This is a genomic window from Paenibacillus sp. LjRoot153, from assembly GCF_964253085.1.
Classification (GTDB): Bacteria; Bacillota; Bacilli; order Paenibacillales; family NBRC-103111; genus Paenibacillus_E.
The window spans coordinates 2,487,431-2,509,021 of record NZ_CAXUQH020000001.1 but is presented as its reverse complement, the minus strand read 5'-3'; the positions used below and the strand labels follow the sequence as shown (position 1 = coordinate 2,509,021).

Genomic DNA, 21,591 nt, shown 5'->3' with positions numbered 1-21,591 from the left:
ACCTCCATCACTAAATAGTAAAAGAATAACACCAGTTTTCCCGACATAAAAAACAGAACCCCACATATATCCCATGGAGTCCCCGTCTTCACCATCTTATTCTAAACACTCTCTAACAACCGCCCATCACGAAACCTCACAACCCGCTTCGCCTGCAGCGCTATCGCATGGTCATGAGTAATCAGAACTATCGTCCTCCCCTGCTCATTCAACCTCTTAAATATATCCATAATCTCAATCCCCGTCTTCGAATCCAGTGCTCCAGTCGGTTCATCCGCCAAAATAATCGCAGGATCTCCTGCGAGCGTTCGTGCGATCGCAACCCGCTGCTGCTGCCCGCCAGACAACTCCGAAGGCAAATGCTTCCTGCGATCCACCAAATCGACCGCTTCCAAAGCTTTCAATACAAGTGGCTCTCGTTCTTTCCGCGTCATCCCCCGATAAATTAAAGGCAACTCTACGTTCTCATATGCACTTAATCGAGGTAGTAAATTAAAGTTTTGAAACACGAATCCGATTTTCCGATTCCGTATCTCGGCTAGCTGCCAATCTTTCATCTGGTTAATCGCTTTGCCGTCAAGAACGTACGATCCCGTGTCAGACACATCCAAACACCCGATGATGTTCATCAGCGTCGACTTCCCCGAACCTGAAGGCCCCATAATCGCGACAAATTCTCCTTGTTCAATTACTAATGACACATCATCCAACGCGCGGATCGTTTCCCCACCCATCACATATTGCTTACAGACATGATCAATTTGAATTAGACTCATATCCTTCTCCTCCATTTTGCGATCCCAAGATCCCTAACAATGAAGAATGCGACTATACGAAACGTGTTAAAAATGGGAACCTTAACCTAGCAGTCTTACCGCTTCGCCTTATAAAGTTCATGATAAAGCTTCACTAACGCCCGTTTCTCAATACGCGACACAGATGGATTAACATAGAAAAGGTGACCGGAACAGTCAATACAAATGGAGTTCCATCTAACATAATGGCAACTTTACCCTCTAATAACGCACTTACTACTTTATCTGGACGCTCGGTCGTTTGAGCTTGCGGAAAAGGGGACCAATAATTATCCTCAATTAATTGCTCCACATACCCCGATTCCGGAACATCATCGATATCGATACGATTAATGCGTCTTTGAACTTCCTCAACAAGCTGTTCATCGGTTATTCCATTAATATAAACAACCAATAAATCCTTTTTAGATCTGCGTCCTATCTTATAGCTGATTAGCCTAAGGTTAGGATCTTTCAAACGCTTTCGAATCAACGATGTATTTGTTCGTAAATTTTCGATAAACCCATCCCTCGGTCCTCGTACTACCGATTCTGTAGAAGGTTCGTCGATACTTCTAGTCTTTTGTTCGGCAGTCCCGATAACCACTATTTCTATACTGCCGTCTATTAGAAGTGCACAATTCCCCGACAATATTTCCTCAACATATTCTTTAATGCAGTACACCGCTTTTAAATCCCCGACGCTGATTACGTTGTCCTTTATTTTTTCGATTATTTCAGATAGGCTGGCTCTATCTGAAATAACAATGGACATTAAACGATTCAGAATTTGTTCATTAATTACAGCAATGTTGACTAGTCCGTCTAAATATGCAATGGCTGCCCCTATTTCCGTATTACCTATTTGAAATTTACGTATGATGAGGTCGGAGGCTTCTCCAAATATACTTTTGGTTATTTAAAGATTATTTGATAGCTCTGCATTTATGCTTAAATAACTGTTTGGCATAAACACCCTCTCTTTTTAAAACAAGTTGTATTCATTTAGCTAATATGTAAATTCCCCCATAATTTCTGTAATTATGCAATTGTACGTGGCAGACCAAAAAATCAAAAAACTTTTATTGAGTTTAGTTTGATTAATGTACACCGACGTTCACATGAGCAATAGTGATTGATACAACTGGAATTTTTTTTATATGAAAAGACGAATACGCTATTAGGATTCCAGACATTTCAAACAGCCGACTTAACTTTAAGAGGAATTGAAACTTTGCATATGACCAAAATTGGACAGGTAAAGTCATCAAGACTTTTACCTGTCCAATTTGTCGAGCAATGGTTATTTTTCCCTCTTGACTTCCATTTCAAAACGGAAACTTTCGTTGGTTGCTTTATTTTTTTGCATCAGAACCATCAATTATAGTGCACCCTTCTCCTCCTTCGCCCACTTTTGCCAAATAATTCACCTAATCGTTTTTCTTATTATTTCTGGATAATGCTCATTGTAGCAGCTGTGCCGTTTGGTCCTGTTGCCGTCAAATCGTAAGTGACATAGGCCACACCGTTCGAATCCTTCGCTGTTCCATCTATTGATGCGGTCACATTACCGTACGGATCAATATCTACTTTCCCACCTCTAATGTTCATTGTTGAGAAAGTAAGGCCTAACAGGCTGTTATACTGTCTCGGTGCCCCGCCATGACCCCATCCAGCATAAAAGGAACCATAGTTATCAAGTTCAAATAGTTGACTAAATACATTGAAACCTGTCAAAGCAGTCGTATACGTAGTGTTATACGCTCCGATAAAGGTTACAGCAATTGGGTCGTTCTTAACGGTTACCGTTGCAGTCACCCTGTTATAATCACCTTTTTTGGTTTTATAAATGACCATAATCGTGGCCGTTCCAGGTTTGTTCCCTATGACATATGCTTTCCCGTTTCCTCCATAAACTGCTTTTACTACAGAGGAATCGGAGGAAACGATAGATGTAATTTGTTTCGGTAGAGCTACCGGATTGCCTGATGCATCTGTCGCGCTGAATGTAACTTCATGAGCAAGAGTGCTAGTGACCGCATTTAACATATCAGTGGTTGTAAGCTTGAATTCCTCCCAAACATCCTTATTAAGATTCGAATCTGTATTCTCAACAACATCGCCACCAGCAACTGCGCCCCCGATTGCGAACAAATTGGACACATTATTTAATTTGTAGGTAAGACCTTCGCTAGCAATGCTGCCGGCATCTATAACCCTTACATAGCGACTTAAGGTATCGACCACAGATTCAAAACCGCTTGTATTTACTTTGATCAATTCAGCTTTAAAGCCTATAGTTCCGTTAGCTGCATCAGATGAAGTAGCCAGACGATATTTATTATCTACTAATTCCGCGAAGCCTATATTTTTGGCATATCCGGAGCCTCCGTTTACGTAAGCAAACGTATTATATTGTTTGGCGGAAGTTACGTAAGGCGAAAGCGTATTTGGCGCAACTTTGGTATCATCATCATTTGTAACAGCCGCAGCAATCCCATCTGTAGAAATTGGTGTAAACTTGATTTTGTAATACACAGCCCCAGTAACGTTGTTTACATCCGAAATGGCTATGGGATTGCCTAAACCGTCGCTTGCCAAGAAATAATTCCCGGTCTTCCCATACTGATCGATCGCTTGGATCTTGAATTGGGTGTTGCCGCCTGCGACAATTTTCGAAGTCGGTTCGGTTACCATTTTCAAATAATCCGGAATGCGAACATCCGCAACATGGAATGATTTGAATGATGAGCTATTCACATTTGCCGAATTGATATATGCATTTACCGTAACCATGCCGTTATGAGCAGCTTTAACTTGAGATAAACGGATGGCGCCTTTGTTTTGTCCGGAATTCCAAATAATTGCATTGGTACCGGAAGTTCCGTCCTGATTTAAAGCATCTGCTCCGGAAACTAGCACTTTAATCCGGCCTGTATTCAGATCACTGATTAAGTCATCCGTATTCAATTTATTGCCACCTGCGTCATATGCTATGATGGGTACATACACGTCCGTATCGCCGGCTGCAATCACATCGCTTGGGTCTCCTATCTCCACTTTTGTAGCCACCGCAATTGACGCTACCGAAACCTTAGCACTGGCAGATGCACCTTGAATATATACATTGATATTGTAATCCCCAGCTTTGTCCACATTCTGGCTAAGACTTAAGCGAAATTCCGGAATATCCGTGTTGCTGTAGTCCTGGAATCCTGCCGTTACGTTCTGCTCAAAAGGTGAGATGTTCCATTGCACTTTGCCAACTGATACAAGATCATTATCACTCGTTGCACCAAGTATATCTTGAATTGCCTTAAAGCCTATTTGGTCTCCATATTGATCGTTTACCACCAAAGTAACGGAGGCATAATCTCCTTTTCGACTAAGAACAGTCCCTTGTGAGTATTTCATTTCCCCAAAGGACACCTTTGTGATGAAAGCTCTATTGCCTACCGTATAACTCTTTGTAGCAGCAACGTGTGTAACATTATCGTAAATCATGATTGTAATACTGGTCAGATTCGTCGAAGACGGATTTCCGATCGAGTCCGCTTTCGTACTGTCTAACGTCATCTTCAACAAACCGTCGTCTCTTTTGCTCAATTGTGCGGTTTGTCCATTGCTCAAAGTAACTGTATAATTGCCAACCGGAATGGAAGCGTTCTCATTGTATTGATTAATTGCTTTAACGAGTAAAGTAGCAGTGGAAGAATAGGCAATTGTGTCGCTTGTGTTTACAAATTCAATTTTTTGCAATGTTTCATCCTGGGCTGTAAATTTACCGAATGCAGTTTTTATACTTGCTGCGTCAAGCCCGCCAAGCGTTACTTCGTAGTCGCCAGCACGTAGATTGGTATCCGTTAGTGTCAACGTAGCCGTTTTCTTATCATCAGACCACATTGTTTTAGTAGCGATTGGAGCTTTTCCTTTCGTCAACGCAAGAGTAGCCTTTGATGAATCCACTTCGCCATCTAAGGTTATGATAACCGTTCTGATACCGACAGCTTTCACTGTTTCAATCGATATCGGAGCAGCTTTGTGGGCCTCTACAAAGGCTTGTAGGCCTCCAAAAGCACCATAAACGAGATCCGCGCGAGTAGCAATTTTGGCGCCGTCGGCATTATCCGGTAGAATTTTGGCCGCAATCGCTTGCTTTACAGCATCTTTATACCAAGGGGTACCGGATAAGTCCACTTTACTGCCTAACCCTTTTATAAGCGCAGTTGCGAATTGCCCTATGGTAACTGCTTCCCCTGGGGCAAATACAGGTCCGTCAGCCGAATCGATCATTCCTTCAATCAAACCCGCTTGTTTAGCCGCCTCGACGTTAGGAATCGCCCAACCGTTTGCTGGGTCATCCATCTTCAGGTCAACGAAGCTTGAGGTCTTCACACTCAAATCTACTTTCAAGTTATAGATAATGGATAGAACTTTTGCAAATTGAGCACGAGTCATGTTTTGATCAATTCCGAAAAAGTTAGTGGATACTCCTTCAAAACCACCTTTTGCAAGCAACGCATCAATTTTCATTTTTAAATCTGCGTCAATGCTGCCTAGATCTTGAAAGTCAGCAGACGTTTTAACTGACGATACCGTATTAGCAGTTGTGCTCGGTACGGCTGTATCAGCCCAAACCGTCGATGAAAGCATCGAAATTATCACTGCCATCGAAGTTGCGGTTATGAAAGTTTTCTTCATCATGGCTTATTTCCCCCCTGTTTTCATGAATCTCTTTTCAATATCATTCTAGCTGAGGCGAAATCAAATTGTTATGACAAGAATGGAACTAAATATGCTAAAACAGGCAGATATATTTTCCTGTTTTGACAGCTTTATTTTTCCGACTTGACATACCGTGTAGGAATGAACTGATCTATAATCAAGGTCAAGCAGTAGGTTTTTCAGCGCCTTTCCTCCTCCGGAAGCGCTTTCTACTAGAGGTAGTCCAAAAGATTACCTCTTTTTTTACTTATTCAAATGTCTTCCTATACTGACCCGGCGTAGTGTTGAAATAACTCAGAAAATTGCGATGAAATGTACGCCACTCCATGCCAACCCTTTCAGCTACCTCCTCTATGCTAAAGTCATTGATCTTCAGCATTCCTGCTGCTCTTTCCATCCTGATTTTCAGGATAAAATCTTGAATCGAAAAACCTGTCTCTGCTTTAAAAAGCTTGTTTAAATATTTCGAGGTATATCCGAAATTTTTGGATAACAATGTAAGAGTCAACTTATCGCAATAATGTTCCGATATATAGTCGACTATTTTATCAGAATATGATTTACAAAAGGGTGAATGCGCTTTCAAAATTGCATCTTCCATTTTAATTTCCATAAGAAGTGAGTACACCCATTCCGACGATTTCCACATAGAGTGAGTACTCCCTTCATACCCGCTTAAACATTCCAAAAGCTGCTTCATTCGAATGTTCAAGTTGGAAGGTCTCTGAACCGAAAGCTGAAATTGAGCAAAAACGACAGACGTGCAGTAGAACCGGATAAAGGCGACCTGCCAATCCACTGTCATCCATTCAAGTTGGTAACGAAGATCCGGACGAAGGATCAATACTTGATTCTGGTCAAGTAGCAAATCCTCCTCCCCTTCAAGTCGCAATTTCCCATTACCTTTAAGGCAAATCATGATTTGGTAAGCATCTTTAACATACAACATAGAATCCGTACAATCGTCTCCAAGATATATTATGGAATGCAGTCGGATAGGCAGTATCTGGTGCAAGCTATTGTCCTTCGAATAAGTGAAATAATTGGCGGCTGTAAGCATTCGACTCACTCCTTGTCTAAAAATGAATATGTGATTTTCTGTTTCTAAAAATCCCCTACCGTGAATTTTTAATGGAAATAGGTTGGATTCCGATTAGTTTTAAGACCCATCGCTATAAAAACAAGGGACCAAACAAATACCAATTGCCGTTCCTTTTCAAGGACGTTTACAAAAAACTTTGAACCTTCCTTTTTTGAACGCTCCTTTAGACTATGGTAAAAAAGAACATCAATGTCAGATGTTCTTTTCGCAACTTGCTCACTTCAAATGTTAAGGTCTAACTACTACTCAATATCGATCGCTGTTACGCTATGCGGTTCAACCGTCAGCTCCAGGTACCATTCCCCGCTAGGGAGCTGTTTAAGCTGAACAGGCCTACTTGTTACTTCGGAAGCCTTGAACAACTCCTGAAGTTGATGCTTCGTAGGATATTCCGGGCTGCCTTGTCCCACCCATTTCGCTTTCGGATTTGCATGGGTTTCGTCAATGACCCGAATAGTAGCTTGCTTTCCGGTTAAATCGCCTCGAAATGTTATGCAAACTTCCGCGCCCGTGATCTCCTGCTCTGGTGCATTGTGATTATGAATAGCCATTGCCAATCCAGCACTTTTCTTCGTCACAAGCAGTTCTAGCGTTTCGATTTCGCAGGTTTCCATGGAAATTCTTTCTGTCCCCAAACCATGCATGATTCTATAGGCATGATAGGTTGGCTTCGGTACACCATCGATATTCAGCAATCCGAACCCCCCATGGAACGGCAACGATTGTTGAACTGATTCTTCAAAGATGTCTGAAAACGTCCAGAAGGAATATCCTTCGACAAGACCTGCATTATCAGCCAAGGTTTTCACGACGAAAGCGGCGGAATAGGGTTCGTCCTGCTTGTATGGGAAAGCGGCGGAGTTCCATTCTGTATAATAAAGCGGATAATCACCGGCCTCCCGCTTCGCATTTTGCGTCATCACCGCCATGACCCCACGCTCATAGTTTGGATTCATCAACGCTGCAAAGGCCTTCTTTTTCTCTTCTTCTTCCAATCTCATCATCGCTTCGATATCAATTTCATGATGTGTACTTAGAGGGTCAGATGTAGGATAGTGATGCGTAGAAATGAAATCAACGGCCACATTGTTATTTTTACAGTAGTCAATAAAATCCGGTATCCAGGCATTGCCGGAAGATGCCGGTCCTCCAACTTTTAGAAGAGAATCCACTTGCTTAATCGCACGAGCCGAGTATTCATAGAGCTTCATATATTCTTCCTTACTGCCGGCCCAAAAGTATTTTAAATTCGGCTCGTTCCACACTTCAAAAAACCAGGTACGAACTTCCTCGATGCCGTATCGTTCAACCAGGTGCTTTACGAGTGTATTCACCAGCTCGAACCATTTGTCATAACTTTTCGGCGGAGTAATGTTTCCTTTATATGAGAAGCATGTTTTGTCCCCGGAAGCCAATGCAGAAGGCATAAACCCAAGCTCGATAAACGGTTTCATCCCAATGCTCAATAGGAAGTCGAAGATCACGTCGATATTGTGGAAGGAGTACAACTCCTTACCTGTGAGTACGGTATAAACCGACATGTTATCGTCTAATAAACCATGGAAACGAACATATTTAAATCCCAGTTCTTCATGAGCTTTCGTCAACAGGCGCTGATAATCCGCGCGAAGGGCCGTATAAGCATGGCAGCTCCCTATGCATAGTTCCCAGTAGTGAGGAAATGCCTCTGTTTTCGAATCAAGGTTGACAGTAAAATTGACTTTCATATCTTGCACCACTCTTTCTTGTTATTAATAAGTCTAGAGCCAGAAACACCACAACATAATAATCGGTTAAACGAACCATTCAACAATATCATCGAGATTTTGTCTTGTTTTTGGACGTTTGGGATCCTCTTGCCGATATCCGAAAGCGACCATACAGGCTACACCGAAATCGTTGTCGTTAATAATATCCTCATTTTGTAGAATAGAGTTCACCTGCTTATTATCAAAACCTTCAATTGGACAGGAATCAATTCCAATTTGAGCCGCAGCTGTCATCATGTTTCCCAAAGCTATATATGTTTGTTTGCTTGCCCATTCAAAAATAAGACGGTCATTATTTTCGAATGCTGCTTCGACGAACGATTTATAGAAACCAGAATAACCTTCAATAATTTCTTCAGGCATATGTTGAATGTCTTTCAACATTTTGATCACGTGAGCAGAATCATGACTTAAGCCTTCTTTCTTTCTGGCCAATATAATTACAAAACGGCTGGCAGTGGAAAGTTGTCCCAGGGCTCCGCTAGATACAGGTTTTAATTTTTCACGAAGCGTTGTATTCTCGATCACGACAAACTTCCACGGCTCGAAGCCAAATGAACTTGGAGACAATCTTCCTGTCTCCAAGATAAAGCGAAAATCTTCATCCGAAATCTTTTTGTTGGTATCAAATGCCTTGCAAGCATGTCTAAACTGGTATGCTTTTAAAATTTCTTGTTTTTTACTCTCTGTTCCTATCATGTAAAATCATTCCTTTTCTGTTTTTTATAGCATCAGGCTTCTATTAAATTAATGTACAGCAACTGGTCTATTCTCTCCCTCGCCTGCTGGAGGAACCGAGCGCTTTAGAAAAAATAGAGCGGTCAGCAAAGCAATCACTACAATGCCGAAGGCTAGTAAAAATGCCTGCTTCATACCTGCCGCCATCGCCAGCATCTGCAATTCGGAGCCCGATATTACGCTGGTCTCACTTGTCACAAAACGGCTGGAGCCGTTCGACATGACCGTCACTAGCAGCGCCATTCCTATTGCGCCGCCAACCTGCTGTAGCGTACCGGCAATAGCCGTGCCGTGCGGATATAGGCGTCTCGGAAGCCCGTTCAAGCCGTTCGTCATGACCGGCATCATCAGCATCGAAATTCCGAGCATGAAAAGCGTATTTAAAATGGTAATCGTCAAATACGAAATGGTAGGCTTCATGAAGCCTAAGCAGCATAATGTGACGGCCATGAGCGTAAGCCCGATAACGGCCAGCCACCTGGCACCGTAACGATCAAACAATCTGCCCGTTATCGGCGACATAATACCCATAACAACACCGCCTGGGAGCATTGCTAAGCCGGCAAGCAACGGCGTGTATCCCAACGCACCTTGAAGAAAGATCGGTACAAGCATCATCGTTGAGAACATCGCCATCATGACAATCATCATAATCATTACCGAGAGTCTGAACATACCGAATTGAAAGGTTCTTAAATCCAGCATTGGCTGCCGCATCGTCAGCTGCCGCAGACAGAACCAGATGAGCGCGCATCCTCCAGCTGCAATCGGCCAGAGAACCCTTGGATCCGACCAGCCCCCGTGAAATTCCCCTGCGCTGCTGAAGCCGTACACGATCCCGCCAAACCCAAGAGTAGAGAGAAGCAAGGAGAGCGGGTCAGCCTTTGTCCTCCCGGTTTCCGCAAAATTTTTCAACCGCAGGTAAGCAATGAGCATAACGAAAGCTGCAATCGGCAGCATGCTGAAAAAAAGAACGCGCCAGCTGTAATGCGCAACGATTAAGCCGGATAACGTAGGGCCGATCGCAGGCGCAAACGTTATAACGATGCCGATTGTCCCCATCGCAGCTCCCCTTTTATGAAAAGGAACAATAGCCAATACGACATTTGTCAGCAATGGAAAAAGCAGCCCTGTTCCCGCCGCTTGAATAAGTCTTCCGGCAAATAGAAAGGCGAAACTGGGGGAAATCGCCGCCACAAGTGTGCCTGCTGCAAACATTCCCATAGCAGATAGAAACAAAGCTCTTGTCGTGAAACGCTGTATGAACATGGCTGTAGCAGGTATAAGCACGGCGATAACGAGTAAATAGCCGGTGTTCAACCACTGAGCGGTACTCGTCGAGATGTCGAGATCGTTCATAATCGGCGTAAGCGCTACATTGAGCAGCGTTTCGTTCAAAATCGCGACAAACACCCCAAGCACCATGACGAGCACGATTAATCGGTTGCTTTTACTACCGAAAACAGATTGCTCTTGGTCTTTTGCGTTTGATAAATCCATATGGCTTCCCCTCTCTATACGAAATAGACCGTCAGGACCGAATGATTCACTCGCTGACGGTCATCCGTGGAAATTACTGCTATAACGTCATCCCTCCGTCTGCAAGGACAAGTGATCCCGTCATATAACTTGATGCTTCGGAAGCCAGAAACACCACAATCTCCGCTAGCTCCTCCGGTTCGGCAAAACGTCCGATTCTCATGTTGGGGAATTCCTCGGGAACGTATCCACTTTCACGCAGTTCTTGAGGCACGGCTGCAGTCATATTCGTCGCCACTCCGCCTGGGCAAATCGCGTTGATCCGAATTCCTTTTCTTACGTATTCGATGGCGGCAGCTTTGGTCAAACCGGCAACACCATGTTTACTAGCTGTGTATGAAGCGAGACTGTGTTCAGCCCGAATCGCAGTCGTTGATGCGGTATTGACAATATTCCCGTAGCCTTGTTTGTCCATCACCTGAAGAACATATTTCATTCCCAGAAAGATCCCTTTCAGGTTAACATCGATTACCCGGCTAAACTCTTCCTCGGACACATCCTGGAAACGCTGAAACCTTTGCATCATTCCTGCATTATTGAATAGGATGTCAATTTTACCGTAAGCATCCAAAGCCTTTTGAACATAATTCTGGACATCCGCACTTTTTGAAACGTCCGCTTGAACGAAAATTCCATCCCCGCCGTTGCTTTTTACAACATCTAATGTTTCTTGTCCGGATTTTTCATTATAATCAACAAGGACTACCTTAGCGCCTCTTGCTGCTAGCTTGATGCTGCTGGCCCGTCCAATGCCACTGCCAGCCCCTGTAATAATCGCCACTTTCCCTTCATGAGTACGTAAGCCCTTTGTTTCTAGCGCAGCTGAAGGAGCCTGCTCGTTCTTTTCCGGTGTGCTTTCAAATGTAACTGTGGATAAATCTTGCTTAAGTGCCGCAAGTACAGGGGCCGGAATGTTTACTTGGGGCAAACCAGTCAGTTGATCTAAGGTAAAGCTAGAAGCCATCTTGAACATAGGCTCTTTCACATATTCCGGTAAATGCTTGGTTAGGATTTCTAAAGCCTCATTGTTCCCTAACAGTTCCCCAATTTTTAAGTTTTCGTTGTATCCCATTTCCAAATATCCTCCCTTTTTTTAATTAATGTGCCTATCTCTAAGCTCTTTTGTAATCTGCGGAAAAATTCTATCCAATCCCCAAAACAGGCTGCAAACAAAAATCAGCAGCGAAGATATCATAGGAATATAAATACTGAGGGATAATATGCCTTGGATGGCAGAGCTAGCCTGACTTGCCGCTGCTCCATCATAATGAGTTATACCTAATATCCATCCCACGGACGATAAACCAATGGCCGTACCTAAAAGATATGCTGTATTATTTACACTGTTTATTACTCCTGGAGCGCGAATGCCTGTTTTCCATTCTCCATAGTCTGCAGCATTGTTGATCATGACACCGCAGTAAGTTAAAACCGGTACAAAACCGACCCCATTAAGCACTGCTCCTGTGATGCCGAAGACGACATTACTTGTATCAAGTAAACGAATCACGCTACCCAACAAAGCTAGTAAAGCTCCTAATCCAACCGTCCATCTAATGCTCATTTTTTTAGTAATAATAGGGAGAATAGCGAATGCTAGTATCGCTGGCAGCGCACCTGCTGCTGCAAGAGCAGGTTGTAGACCGACACTCCCCAATATATATTGAGCATAATAAACCCCGGAGGAAGAGGTTAACGTACTGGTGAGCGTCGACAAAAGACTTACAGAAATAGCGATATAAAAAAACTTGTTGGTTAAAAATGACTTCAACATTTCCTTGACAGTAATCTTTGGTACAACTTCTTGATCATAGACTTGAACGTTATCTACACTTTCACGTGCTGTTTTATACTGGTAGAAGACCAGTAAAGCACTTACAATAGAAATTGCACCAGTTGCGATCAAGTACGCCTGCTGTCCACCTCCTAGAAACTGCGCAAGTGGCAGAAAAGCAACGGTTATGATCGTACCTCCAACGAAACTACTTACACCTCGTGCCGTTCCTATTTTTGCCCGTTCATGTGGATTTCGTGAAGCCAGTCCCATTAAAGTGCTTTGAGCAGTACCTTGTACAGAAATTGAGAGTTTATATAGAAGAATACCTGCTGATACAAATACAAGCTTCATTGCCAGATCCATTCCATCTCTGATAGCAGTTAAAATGAGTAGCGAAAATACCATAGGCAGGACGGAACGAGCAATCCACGGTCTAGCTCTTCCATTCTTAGTTTTATACTTATCAATTAACAATCCTGTTGCCAAGCTTCCTAAAGCACCAATAATGGAACCAAGTAAAGCAATCGTTCCGGTCGTGCTTGGATTCATATGAACAATATTTGTTAAAAAATACATGATAAAGCTAGTATAAATAACTGCCGTCATGACAGAACCAACTTGACCTAGACTATCACCAAGCAACTGACCTTTTCGCAGCTCTAAAGGGTACTCATTTGAGTTTAAATCCTTATTGGACTCGTTTGACATTACCTGGACTAAAGTTGTCATTCTCATACTCACCTCGATAGTTATCGTTTGTGAAAAGTAGAATAGATTCTCTTTCACTTGTTTTATTTTAAGGGAATCAGCACACACCCACTATCAAATATCGGTTATCCCCCTTATAAAATTCCGTCATTACTCTCAATTAATCTAAACTATCAGAAGAAAACTAAATCGAAACTAAACAAGCTGACGCCGAATAAGTTTCGACGCCAGCTTCCATCCTAAGGTTTTTCATTTATTGTTCTCATAATTCACGCTTATTAGAACGTTCCCCTGTTTGTCGATCCTAAATCCACGCGCCCATGGTGGCTCCGCTTACTTAACTAACGATGTTTAAAGCTCTTAATAAGGCATTTAAGCTATTATCCGCCTCTTTTTTACTATGAAAAGCATCAGGAATTACGAACCCAAAATGATGGTAACCTGGATATACATGCAGTTCTGTAAGTACGCCGTCATACAATAAACGTTTTGCAAAATCCAATGTCTCCTCAGCAAATAAATCGATTGATCCTACGCATAAATAAGTGCTAGGCAAGCCTATAAGTGACGTAGCTCTTGCCGGGGAATAATATTCTGAAATTCCCTCAGTCCCTGGTTCTTGATTAAGTACAGATTTCCAACCAAAATAATTGCTTGCTTTATTCCAAGCATATTCACCATTAAACGGATGATCCTCATTGATGGCTGTACGGTCAGCTAACATAGGAATGGTTAATCGCAAATGTTGTATAGTAAATTCTTGACGATCACGAATAAATAGTGCCAGTCCCGCAGCTAACCCAGCTCCAGCACTACCGCCAGCGACGGCGATTTTGTCAATATCTATATTTAATTCTTTAGCGTTGTCGATACACCACTTAATACCTGAATAACAATCATACAATTGAGCTGGTTGCGTATATTCGGGGGCCAAGCGATAGTCTACAGAAATACCGATAAAATTGTACTGATGTGCTAAATATGCATGTGTTTCATTTTCTGATTCTGCAATACCAATAATCATACCACCGCCATGAACAGAGTAGATCAATGGATATGGCTGTTCAGATTTATTTCGCGGTTTGGTAATGACTAACCTTACTTTAGAATCATCGAATACATTATCAACCCAAATTTCTTCTGTTTCTACCTCATAACGTTGTTCCACATGACTAGATGCAAACACGGCTTTTAATTGTTCTCGTGCTGCTAAATAATTTTCTGTTGTCAAGCTCGTGTTGCCCAAAAACTCTAGAACACCTCGAATTTCTGAATCAATTAAATGTTCACTTCGTTTTGGTGTATCCATACTGAACCCCCAAATTATATACTGTATATTTTCTTTAACCAGTTATGTGCTAGTGCCGGCCAAATTGCGATCCCTTCGTCCTGCTTATTTTGTTGAGCATATTGCGACATAATCTGTCTAAAATAATCCTTGGCGCTTAACCCCTCAGGAATCGTTCCGAGCATATTAAAAGGAGCCGGAAGCTCTATACGATGTTCAACTAAGTACTCTAGGGTATCAAAAAACTGTTGCATCGTGTAAAATCCCCCATAGTTCCCCGATGCCCACTGTTCGTTGGCCAGGGACAGTCCGTGGTTACCGTTTCCGAATACATGAAGCTCAAAGGGGACTCCCTGTTCCTTGCACGAGTTTGCAAATAAATAGCTGTTCTCCACAGGCACCTCTTCATCTGTTGATGTGTGCCACATAAAAATAGGTGGAGTATCTTTACCTACATGTTTTTCTAAAGACATAAACGCCAACTCTTCTTCTAATGGTTCTACCCCAAATAGGGCTGTAAACGAGCCTTGATGCCCATATTCACCTGAAGTAATCACCGGGTAAGATAAGATGACTGCATCCGGACGATTGCTGATTCCTTCATATTCCTCGTTAAGAAGCAATTCTTTCTCATCGAAATGCACGGCAAGACTGCCGCATAGATGCCCCCCCGCGGAAAAACCGCAGATCGTCAGTTGATGAGGGTTAATGTAAAATCGTTGCGCTTGTTTCCTCACAAACGTAACCGCCTTGGATAAATCCTTTAAAGGCTGCAGCTTCAGCGGGCTCGACTTCATAAAATTTGTAGTATAAGTAAGAACGAAAGCATTGTAACCTTTGTTGAAGAATTCCTGTGCAACGATTTCTCCTTCCGAGTGAGCTACCGCAGCATAACCACCACCTGGAACGATGATGATTGCAGGTCTTGCGAGATCATCTTCATCGTGAATGTATGTTACTACATTTGGAACAAATCGCCCGATCACCGGATACGTATATTCCTCTTTTTCCCATAATTTATGCGTTTCATGGATCATCATATCGCCTCCTGATTCATTCAATTTCCTAACATAAGAAGCATCCCAATTATAAGAAGTCCCGATTTAACAAAACCATCGGGACTTCACTAGGAGTTACACTTTATAGGTAAATTGATATTTGCCGCTGCCAACTTCCACGGTGACTCCAGTTGCTTTGTCCACAATCGAGGTAATACCGTCCTCTAGCTCTATATCGTGTTTATGAGCCCCTGTTAACACAATCGTAGCGGTCGTATTGGCCGGGATCTCGATGTAAACCGAAATTTCTTGTGCGTTGATGTTCCATTCAGATACGATTGTTCCATATATCGAATCATACGATGCCTTAGCATAGGTGAGGCTGCAATTGAAATCAGGTTGAATGAGAATATGTTTGTAACCAGCTTGGGCTTTATCTATTCCGGCAATTCTTCGATACAGCCAATCTCCGATGCAACCAAAAGCGTAATGATTGTAGGATACATCCGAAACCTTGCCGTCTGGACGAATGGCCTTCCAACTTTCCCAGATGGTCGTCGCTCCCTTCTCGACTTCGTACAGCCAGGAAGGAGCTTCCGTTTGATAAAGTAATTGATAAGCGATGTCGGGACGTCCGTTATTATAAAGAACATCTAATAGGAAAGGAGTAGAAACGAAGCCGGTATCTAACCGAATTCCATTTTGCTCAATTAAATGTACCAATTGAGCCAACACCTTGCTGCGCATCAAATCGGGCACCATGTTCATTTGCAGCGCGAGCACGTAAATGCCTTGGTAATGCGATTTCAGCGTACCATCTTCTTTGACATATTCCTCCGAAAAAGCTTTTCGAATTTTCTTATTTAAATCATCGTAACGAAGTGCATCCACTTCATGACCGATCACTGACGCGATATTGGACAATAATTTGGTGGAGTACGCATAAAAGCATGTAGCAACCAAATCTTTCGTCATCATCATGTTGTCTTGAATATCCGTCGGTCCGCCTCGATCAAAGCTGGGAATGTTCCAATCACCGAAATGCTGTCCCGTATTCCAAAGATATTTCTGACGTTCCCGCTCTTCTGTCGTCAACTGCCGATTTGACACGTCATCCGGAAGCTGTTCCGCTGCGGTCTTCTCGACATAGGAAACCCATTGGACCATTGCCTCATAGTTCTCTTCAAGTATGCGGGTATCTCCATAAGCTTGATACAGCGCCCAGGGAACAATGACGATTGCGTCTCCCCAACCTGCGCTGGATGAAAGCCCATAAGCCGCTGTCTGCTCAAGATAAGCTTTAGGAGCTGGAACAATATTAGGAACTTGACCGTCCGGGAATTGCTCAACAACAAGGTTTCTTAACCATCTGGTCAGAAAGGCATTCATATCCATGTTAAACGCCGCAGTTGGGGCGTAGACTTGGATATCCCCAGTCCATCCCGCCTTTTCCCGCTGTGGACAATCCGTTGGTATGGACAACATGTTCGCTTTTTGGCTCCATACGATATTTTCCTGAAGTCTATTCAAACGATGATCCGAGCAAGTAAAGGCGCCGCTTGTTCTCAAATCCGAAGAGAGGATGACCCCGGCAAAGCTTTCTTTCCTCACGATACCAGGATAACCGCTTAGTTTCACGTAACGGAAGCCGTGGTACGTAAATTTCGGTTCAAATGTTTCTTCCGTGCCCCCTCTAAGAATGTATATATCCTTTTGCTCTTTATTCCGTCCGATAATGTTATTTATAAAGTTCCCTTCCTCGTCGAGCACCTCGCTGTGCTCAAGGATGATTTCGGTGCCTCTTTGGCCTTCCGCTTGCATTCGAACTCTGCCGGCGATGACTTGCCCAAAATCGAGAACCACTTCGCCTTTTGGAGTCGTAACGATACAGTGTACCGGAATTTCACCGACCACGCGAACCGGTTCACCGTACTGCGCAACGATGTTTTCCAAACCGTAGTTTGCCATCTGAACATCAGTCCAAAGGGAGTCATCAAAATCAGGTTCGCTCCATCCTGCTTGTTCGAGACGTGCATCTACCATTTCCCCAATGAAAAGATCGGAGTATCTCACGGATCCGAAAGAAGACTTGAATCGTTCATCCGTTACAATGATTTGCTTATGACCGTCGACGTAGTCGATCTCCAATTGCAGCAACAATCCGAGTTTATCGCCATATTGGCAGCTGTCGCCGGAAAAACTGATCCGACCTGCGTACCAACCATCCGACAGCATCGCTCCGATTGCGTTGTTTCCGGCCCTGAGAAGCGAAGTTACGTCGTAAGTCTGGTATTGTAGATATTTAGGATAGGCCGTATACTCTGGAGCCAATTCAAAATTCCCGATTTTTTTGCCATTTAATTCGAGTTCGTAAATGCCATTGGCGGTTGCATATACCCGCGCGCGTTCAATCCCTTCGCTCGCCTCAAAGGTTCTTCGGAGTATAGGGCATGGATGAAGACGCTCCGTGATCGGCAAATCTACTTTATTCTCATGCATATTCATGTAATCAAATGGCGATTCTAACGTAACAGCATTTTGCACAGGCTCAATCCATTGAGCTAACCATTCTGACTGGTGAAGCAGTCCCATCTCCCAATACGCCCAAGCACTCCACTCGGATTCTTCTCCACGTTCATCCCAAACCTTAACCTGCCATTCATAACGCGTACGGGAAACGAGCTCAGGCCCCTGATAAGGAACATAAACTGATTCTTCAGATGCTACCTTTCCGCTGTCCCATTGCACAATCCTTTTAGATCCTGGTTCAAGAACATTTACAATAATTTGATAAGCGGTTTGATGTACGCCTCTGCGATTCGCTTTTAAATTCCAACTGAATCGAGGCCACTTTACATCGATTCCTAGAGGATTCTCTTGTGATTCGACGAGAAGTTGGTATAGCAAAAGCGCTGTCTTTTCATTTATCTCCAGCATAGTTTCGAAGTCTCCTTTAAAAATCACCTTAATTTCGTGATAACACGCTTTACATCGATTTACATCGATTTTTGTCCCTATCAAAGTATTGCTATGGTTTACTAATCAGTTTAGTGCAAACGAAGCAAGGCTTACGCTACCATACCCCAAATATTTAAAGTACAACGCATGCACGCCATCCGGTATCGTAATATCTGCGGAGTATTCCTTCCATTCGTTCATCATCTTCACTGGAATGCTGCCAATAGATGGGCCATCCCAAGAAGTCATGACCTCAAAAGCTCCTCCCCAGCCTCCGCGTGCTTTGATTGTAATTTGGCTTAATCCTTTACAATCAAAGTATTTAAAGCCAGCTACTGCGCCGTCCCTCATATTGGCGATATATCCGATTTCCTCGTCTCCATCCTTCCCATCCTGTGTAATCTTAGGGAAGCGGTCGTCCATCCAGCCTCCAGGTCCTGGCATAGATGCCTCAACATCTCTCCAGAACAAATTACAAGCAAGATATGCAGGATATTCTCCCCTGCCGATCAGCGGTCCACCATTCGGACCACACGATGTCATTTCCACTTGAGGTATTGTACCGTCTTTGAGAATCTGAATCGGTTCTATGCATCCCTGCCTGCTGAAACTCGTTCCATTCGTATGTCTATGATAGAAGACATACCAGCTATTATTGATTTCAACGATGCTTCCATGGTTATTCCCTCCAAAATACATGGCTTGTTCTGCAGGTTTGTAGGAGTCGATAAACGTATCACTATTGCTAACGATCGTCCCCCGGTATGCAAACCCTTCCGTAGGGGAGTTGCTAGTTGCATAGCAAAGCTCATGATAATTGATAGAAGAATAGATAAAGTAGTAGGTATCTCCTACTTTTCTCATGGAAGACGCTTCAAAGAACTCATGACCTTCGAATCCCGTGCCTTTACTGTAAGAATCACTAGGCACGACAACTTTCGGCCCTTCTTTAATCGTAAGCATATCCGATTCCAGAATAGTAACCGTTGCTCCCTTTCTGGATACATCACCTCTCAGGCTGAAACCCGTGTAGAGGTACACATTGTTTCCTTCCACCAGTACAGCGGGATCGAATTGCGGCTCATCGCCAGCCTGATACCCGAGAAGCGTCCCCTCTGGATAATGCACATCGCCGTAATATTCGTACTTCCCTGCAGGGGTATCGCAAACCGCAACAGAAACTATCGGTTGTTGGTCCAAGACATAAAACAAATAATATCTTCCATCTGACCCTCTCGCGACATCTGGTGCCCAAAGATACATTCCGCCGTCTGAATTTTTCGGGTCATCCGTTTTTTTGTAAATGACTCCTTCGTTTCTCCAATCCGCCAAATCAGTTACGGGCGCCGACCAACATACATAATCGTTCTGGCAAAAGGCATATCCGTTAAATCGATCGTGGGAACCATATACATATACTCTATTGTCGAACACATATGGTTCTCCATCTGGGATATATTCGAAAGAAGGCAGATAGGGGTTAAATCCTTGTTTCATCATTTTTCACTCCTTTAATTTTCCCGACAATAGTAATAAGTCACAGGATCCCAAATGAGATCCTGTGGTTTATTAACAATTTATTTTTTGTTCGCTGCCCATGCATCAAGCTGTTTTTGTTTCTCTGCGTTAATTTTTTCAATACCTGCAGCCTTTAATTGCTTATTCATTTCCGGCAACTTCGAAGCGGGATCAATCATACCTGTTTCCAAAGCTACTTGAAATTGGCTCAACACGTTAGAAACTGCTGCTACTTCCGTTCTAACCGGCTCTACATCAAAGCTGAAGCCTAGAATCCTTGATTTCACAGCCTTATTACTAATCTCGGCTGCATTTTTCCACATATCAGGAGCATCTCCTTTACGAAGATACGATAGGAACGAGTTTCCAAACATCCAAACTTGAGCAGGGAAATAAGTAGAATTCGACGCATCAACACCCTCAGGGAAGTCAATGATGTTGTCTGACACTTTTACATAATGTTTGCCTTCGATCCCGTAATCCAATAAATTAACCACATCTTTGTCCGTATACATGAGTTCGAGCAGTTTCATCGCTCGTTCCTCATCCACCGTGTTTTTAGTAATACTCCACATAAATGAATTAAGCGATGAAGTAGCGACTGGAGCGGCCTTAAGATGAACAAGTACCGTTTCTTTTCCAGTTGACGAATCGCTAGTAAACCAAGGATCTACTAGATTGGGGTACGAGAAAACTTTTCCTGCTTTCATAAGATTAAAACCAGTCTCCGTACTCGTAGCACTATCTTTGTCAATGTAGCCCGCTTGATACCATCTTCTAACGGTATTCAGTAAATAGGCATTTTCCTCTGTTTCGAACCAGTTTACTACTTTTAATCCGGCATCTTTTGTTGAAAGTCCGGCTCCATCGCCAAGCAGTTCCCCATTAATACCATTCAGAACTGTGAGAATTGAGCTGCCGGATTTTGCTATTGGCGTGACATTGGGTTCATTTTCTTTAATAACTTTGAAAATTGGATCAAGATCATCCAAGGTTTTAATTTTGGATGTATCAATCTTATATTTTTCTACCAAGTCCTTGCGCATAGCAATGGTATAATCTTGTGCCACATTTTTAATAATCGGAATACCGTAAATCTTGTTATTGACTTTTACTGCATTAAGATAATCGGAACCAATCGTTTTATCGAACGCGTCCTTGATTCCTTTTCCGGTCTTTTCCAGGATACTATCCAATTCAACATACAACCCTTTGGCAACATCCTGATTATGGGTTCCAAGACCGCTGATCATCAAATCGACTTGCTCGCTCGAGGACAACATCAGTGTTTTTTGCTGGCTATAGGCTCCAAATCCGATAGGTACCAATTTTACGGTCGCATTGATCTTTTCTTTCGTGATTTTGCTAAGCGCATTCTGTACCAATTCTAGATCCTTCTGTTCTGTAACCGTAGGGTATGCCATCACTAGGTTTACTGGCTTTAAATTGGCACTTGATTTGCCGCTTCCATTGGCTGTCGCTTCAGGATCTTTACTCGAATTGCTGCTGCATGCCGTAGTGAGAACAGTTAACGCCAAAGCCGAAAATAGAATTGTTTTGAAGGTGTTTTTTCTCAATTCAATTGCCTCCCTTTTATTCATTAATTATCAAGACCTGCAAGATCATACTAACAGAGTAGAGTTTGTTCAACTTTCTCATTTCCGAGATTTCGATTTC

General features: G+C 43.0%; 14 protein-coding genes. All 14 read right to left on the bottom strand.

The annotated features are described in order from the left end of the window. Window positions 1-101: 101 nt before the first annotated feature. Entirely contained in the window at window positions 102-776 is a 675-nt protein-coding gene (locus ACSQ8P_RS11000) for an ABC transporter ATP-binding protein (RefSeq protein WP_436235204.1), read from the bottom strand. 133 nt (window positions 777-909) lie between these two features. Beyond that, window positions 910-1,701, bottom strand: a complete 792-nt coding sequence (locus ACSQ8P_RS10995) for a spore germination protein (protein WP_436239501.1) — start codon at window positions 1,699-1,701, stop codon at window positions 910-912. 539 nt (window positions 1,702-2,240) lie between these two features. Further along, window positions 2,241-5,498, bottom strand: coding sequence for a hypothetical protein (locus ACSQ8P_RS10990; protein WP_436235203.1), 3,258 nt, complete (start codon window positions 5,496-5,498; stop codon window positions 2,241-2,243). A gap of 268 nt (window positions 5,499-5,766) precedes the next feature. Next, window positions 5,767-6,579 carry a helix-turn-helix transcriptional regulator gene (locus ACSQ8P_RS10985; protein ID WP_436235202.1) on the bottom strand — a complete coding sequence of 271 codons (813 nt, stop codon included), beginning with the start codon at window positions 6,577-6,579 and terminating at the stop codon, window positions 5,767-5,769. Window positions 6,580-6,863: 284 nt separating this feature from the next. Further along, the gene (locus ACSQ8P_RS10980) at window positions 6,864-8,348 is read right to left on the bottom strand and encodes a GH39 family glycosyl hydrolase (protein ID WP_436235201.1); all 1,485 of its coding nucleotides are present in this window, start codon (window positions 8,346-8,348) and stop codon (window positions 6,864-6,866) included. 66 nt (window positions 8,349-8,414) lie between these two features. Beyond that, window positions 8,415-9,089, bottom strand: a complete 675-nt coding sequence (locus ACSQ8P_RS10975) for an NAD(P)H-dependent oxidoreductase (RefSeq protein ID WP_436235200.1) — start codon at window positions 9,087-9,089, stop codon at window positions 8,415-8,417. A 48-nt stretch (window positions 9,090-9,137) separates the two neighbouring features. Continuing rightward, entirely contained in the window at window positions 9,138-10,628 is a 1,491-nt protein-coding gene (locus ACSQ8P_RS10970) for an MDR family MFS transporter (protein ID WP_436235199.1), read from the bottom strand. Window positions 10,629-10,707: 79 nt separating this feature from the next. After that, window positions 10,708-11,448 carry an SDR family NAD(P)-dependent oxidoreductase gene (locus ACSQ8P_RS10965; protein ID WP_436239500.1) on the bottom strand — a complete coding sequence of 247 codons (741 nt, stop codon included), beginning with the start codon at window positions 11,446-11,448 and terminating at the stop codon, window positions 10,708-10,710. Between the two features lie 312 nt (window positions 11,449-11,760). After that, on the bottom strand, window positions 11,761-13,173 hold the full coding sequence (locus ACSQ8P_RS10960; protein WP_436235198.1) for an MFS transporter: 1,413 nt from the start codon (window positions 13,171-13,173) through the stop codon (window positions 11,761-11,763). Window positions 13,174-13,489: 316 nt separating this feature from the next. Further along, the gene (locus ACSQ8P_RS10955; RefSeq protein WP_436235197.1) at window positions 13,490-14,461 is read right to left on the bottom strand and encodes an alpha/beta hydrolase; all 972 of its coding nucleotides are present in this window, start codon (window positions 14,459-14,461) and stop codon (window positions 13,490-13,492) included. A 14-nt stretch (window positions 14,462-14,475) separates the two neighbouring features. Further along, window positions 14,476-15,477 (bottom strand): alpha/beta hydrolase, encoded by a 1,002-nt coding sequence (locus tag ACSQ8P_RS10950; protein ID WP_436235196.1) that lies wholly within the window; start codon window positions 15,475-15,477, stop codon window positions 14,476-14,478. Window positions 15,478-15,573: 96 nt separating this feature from the next. Next, the gene (locus ACSQ8P_RS10945; protein WP_436235195.1) at window positions 15,574-18,375 is read right to left on the bottom strand and encodes a glycoside hydrolase family 78 protein; all 2,802 of its coding nucleotides are present in this window, start codon (window positions 18,373-18,375) and stop codon (window positions 15,574-15,576) included. Between the two features lie 105 nt (window positions 18,376-18,480). Beyond that, entirely contained in the window at window positions 18,481-19,896 is a 1,416-nt protein-coding gene (locus ACSQ8P_RS10940; protein WP_436235194.1) for a family 43 glycosylhydrolase, read from the bottom strand. A gap of 77 nt (window positions 19,897-19,973) precedes the next feature. Then, window positions 19,974-21,491: an ABC transporter substrate-binding protein gene (locus tag ACSQ8P_RS10935; protein ID WP_436235193.1), complete on the bottom strand. Its 1,518-nt coding sequence runs from the start codon at window positions 21,489-21,491 to the stop codon at window positions 19,974-19,976. Window positions 21,492-21,591 lie beyond the last annotated feature (100 nt).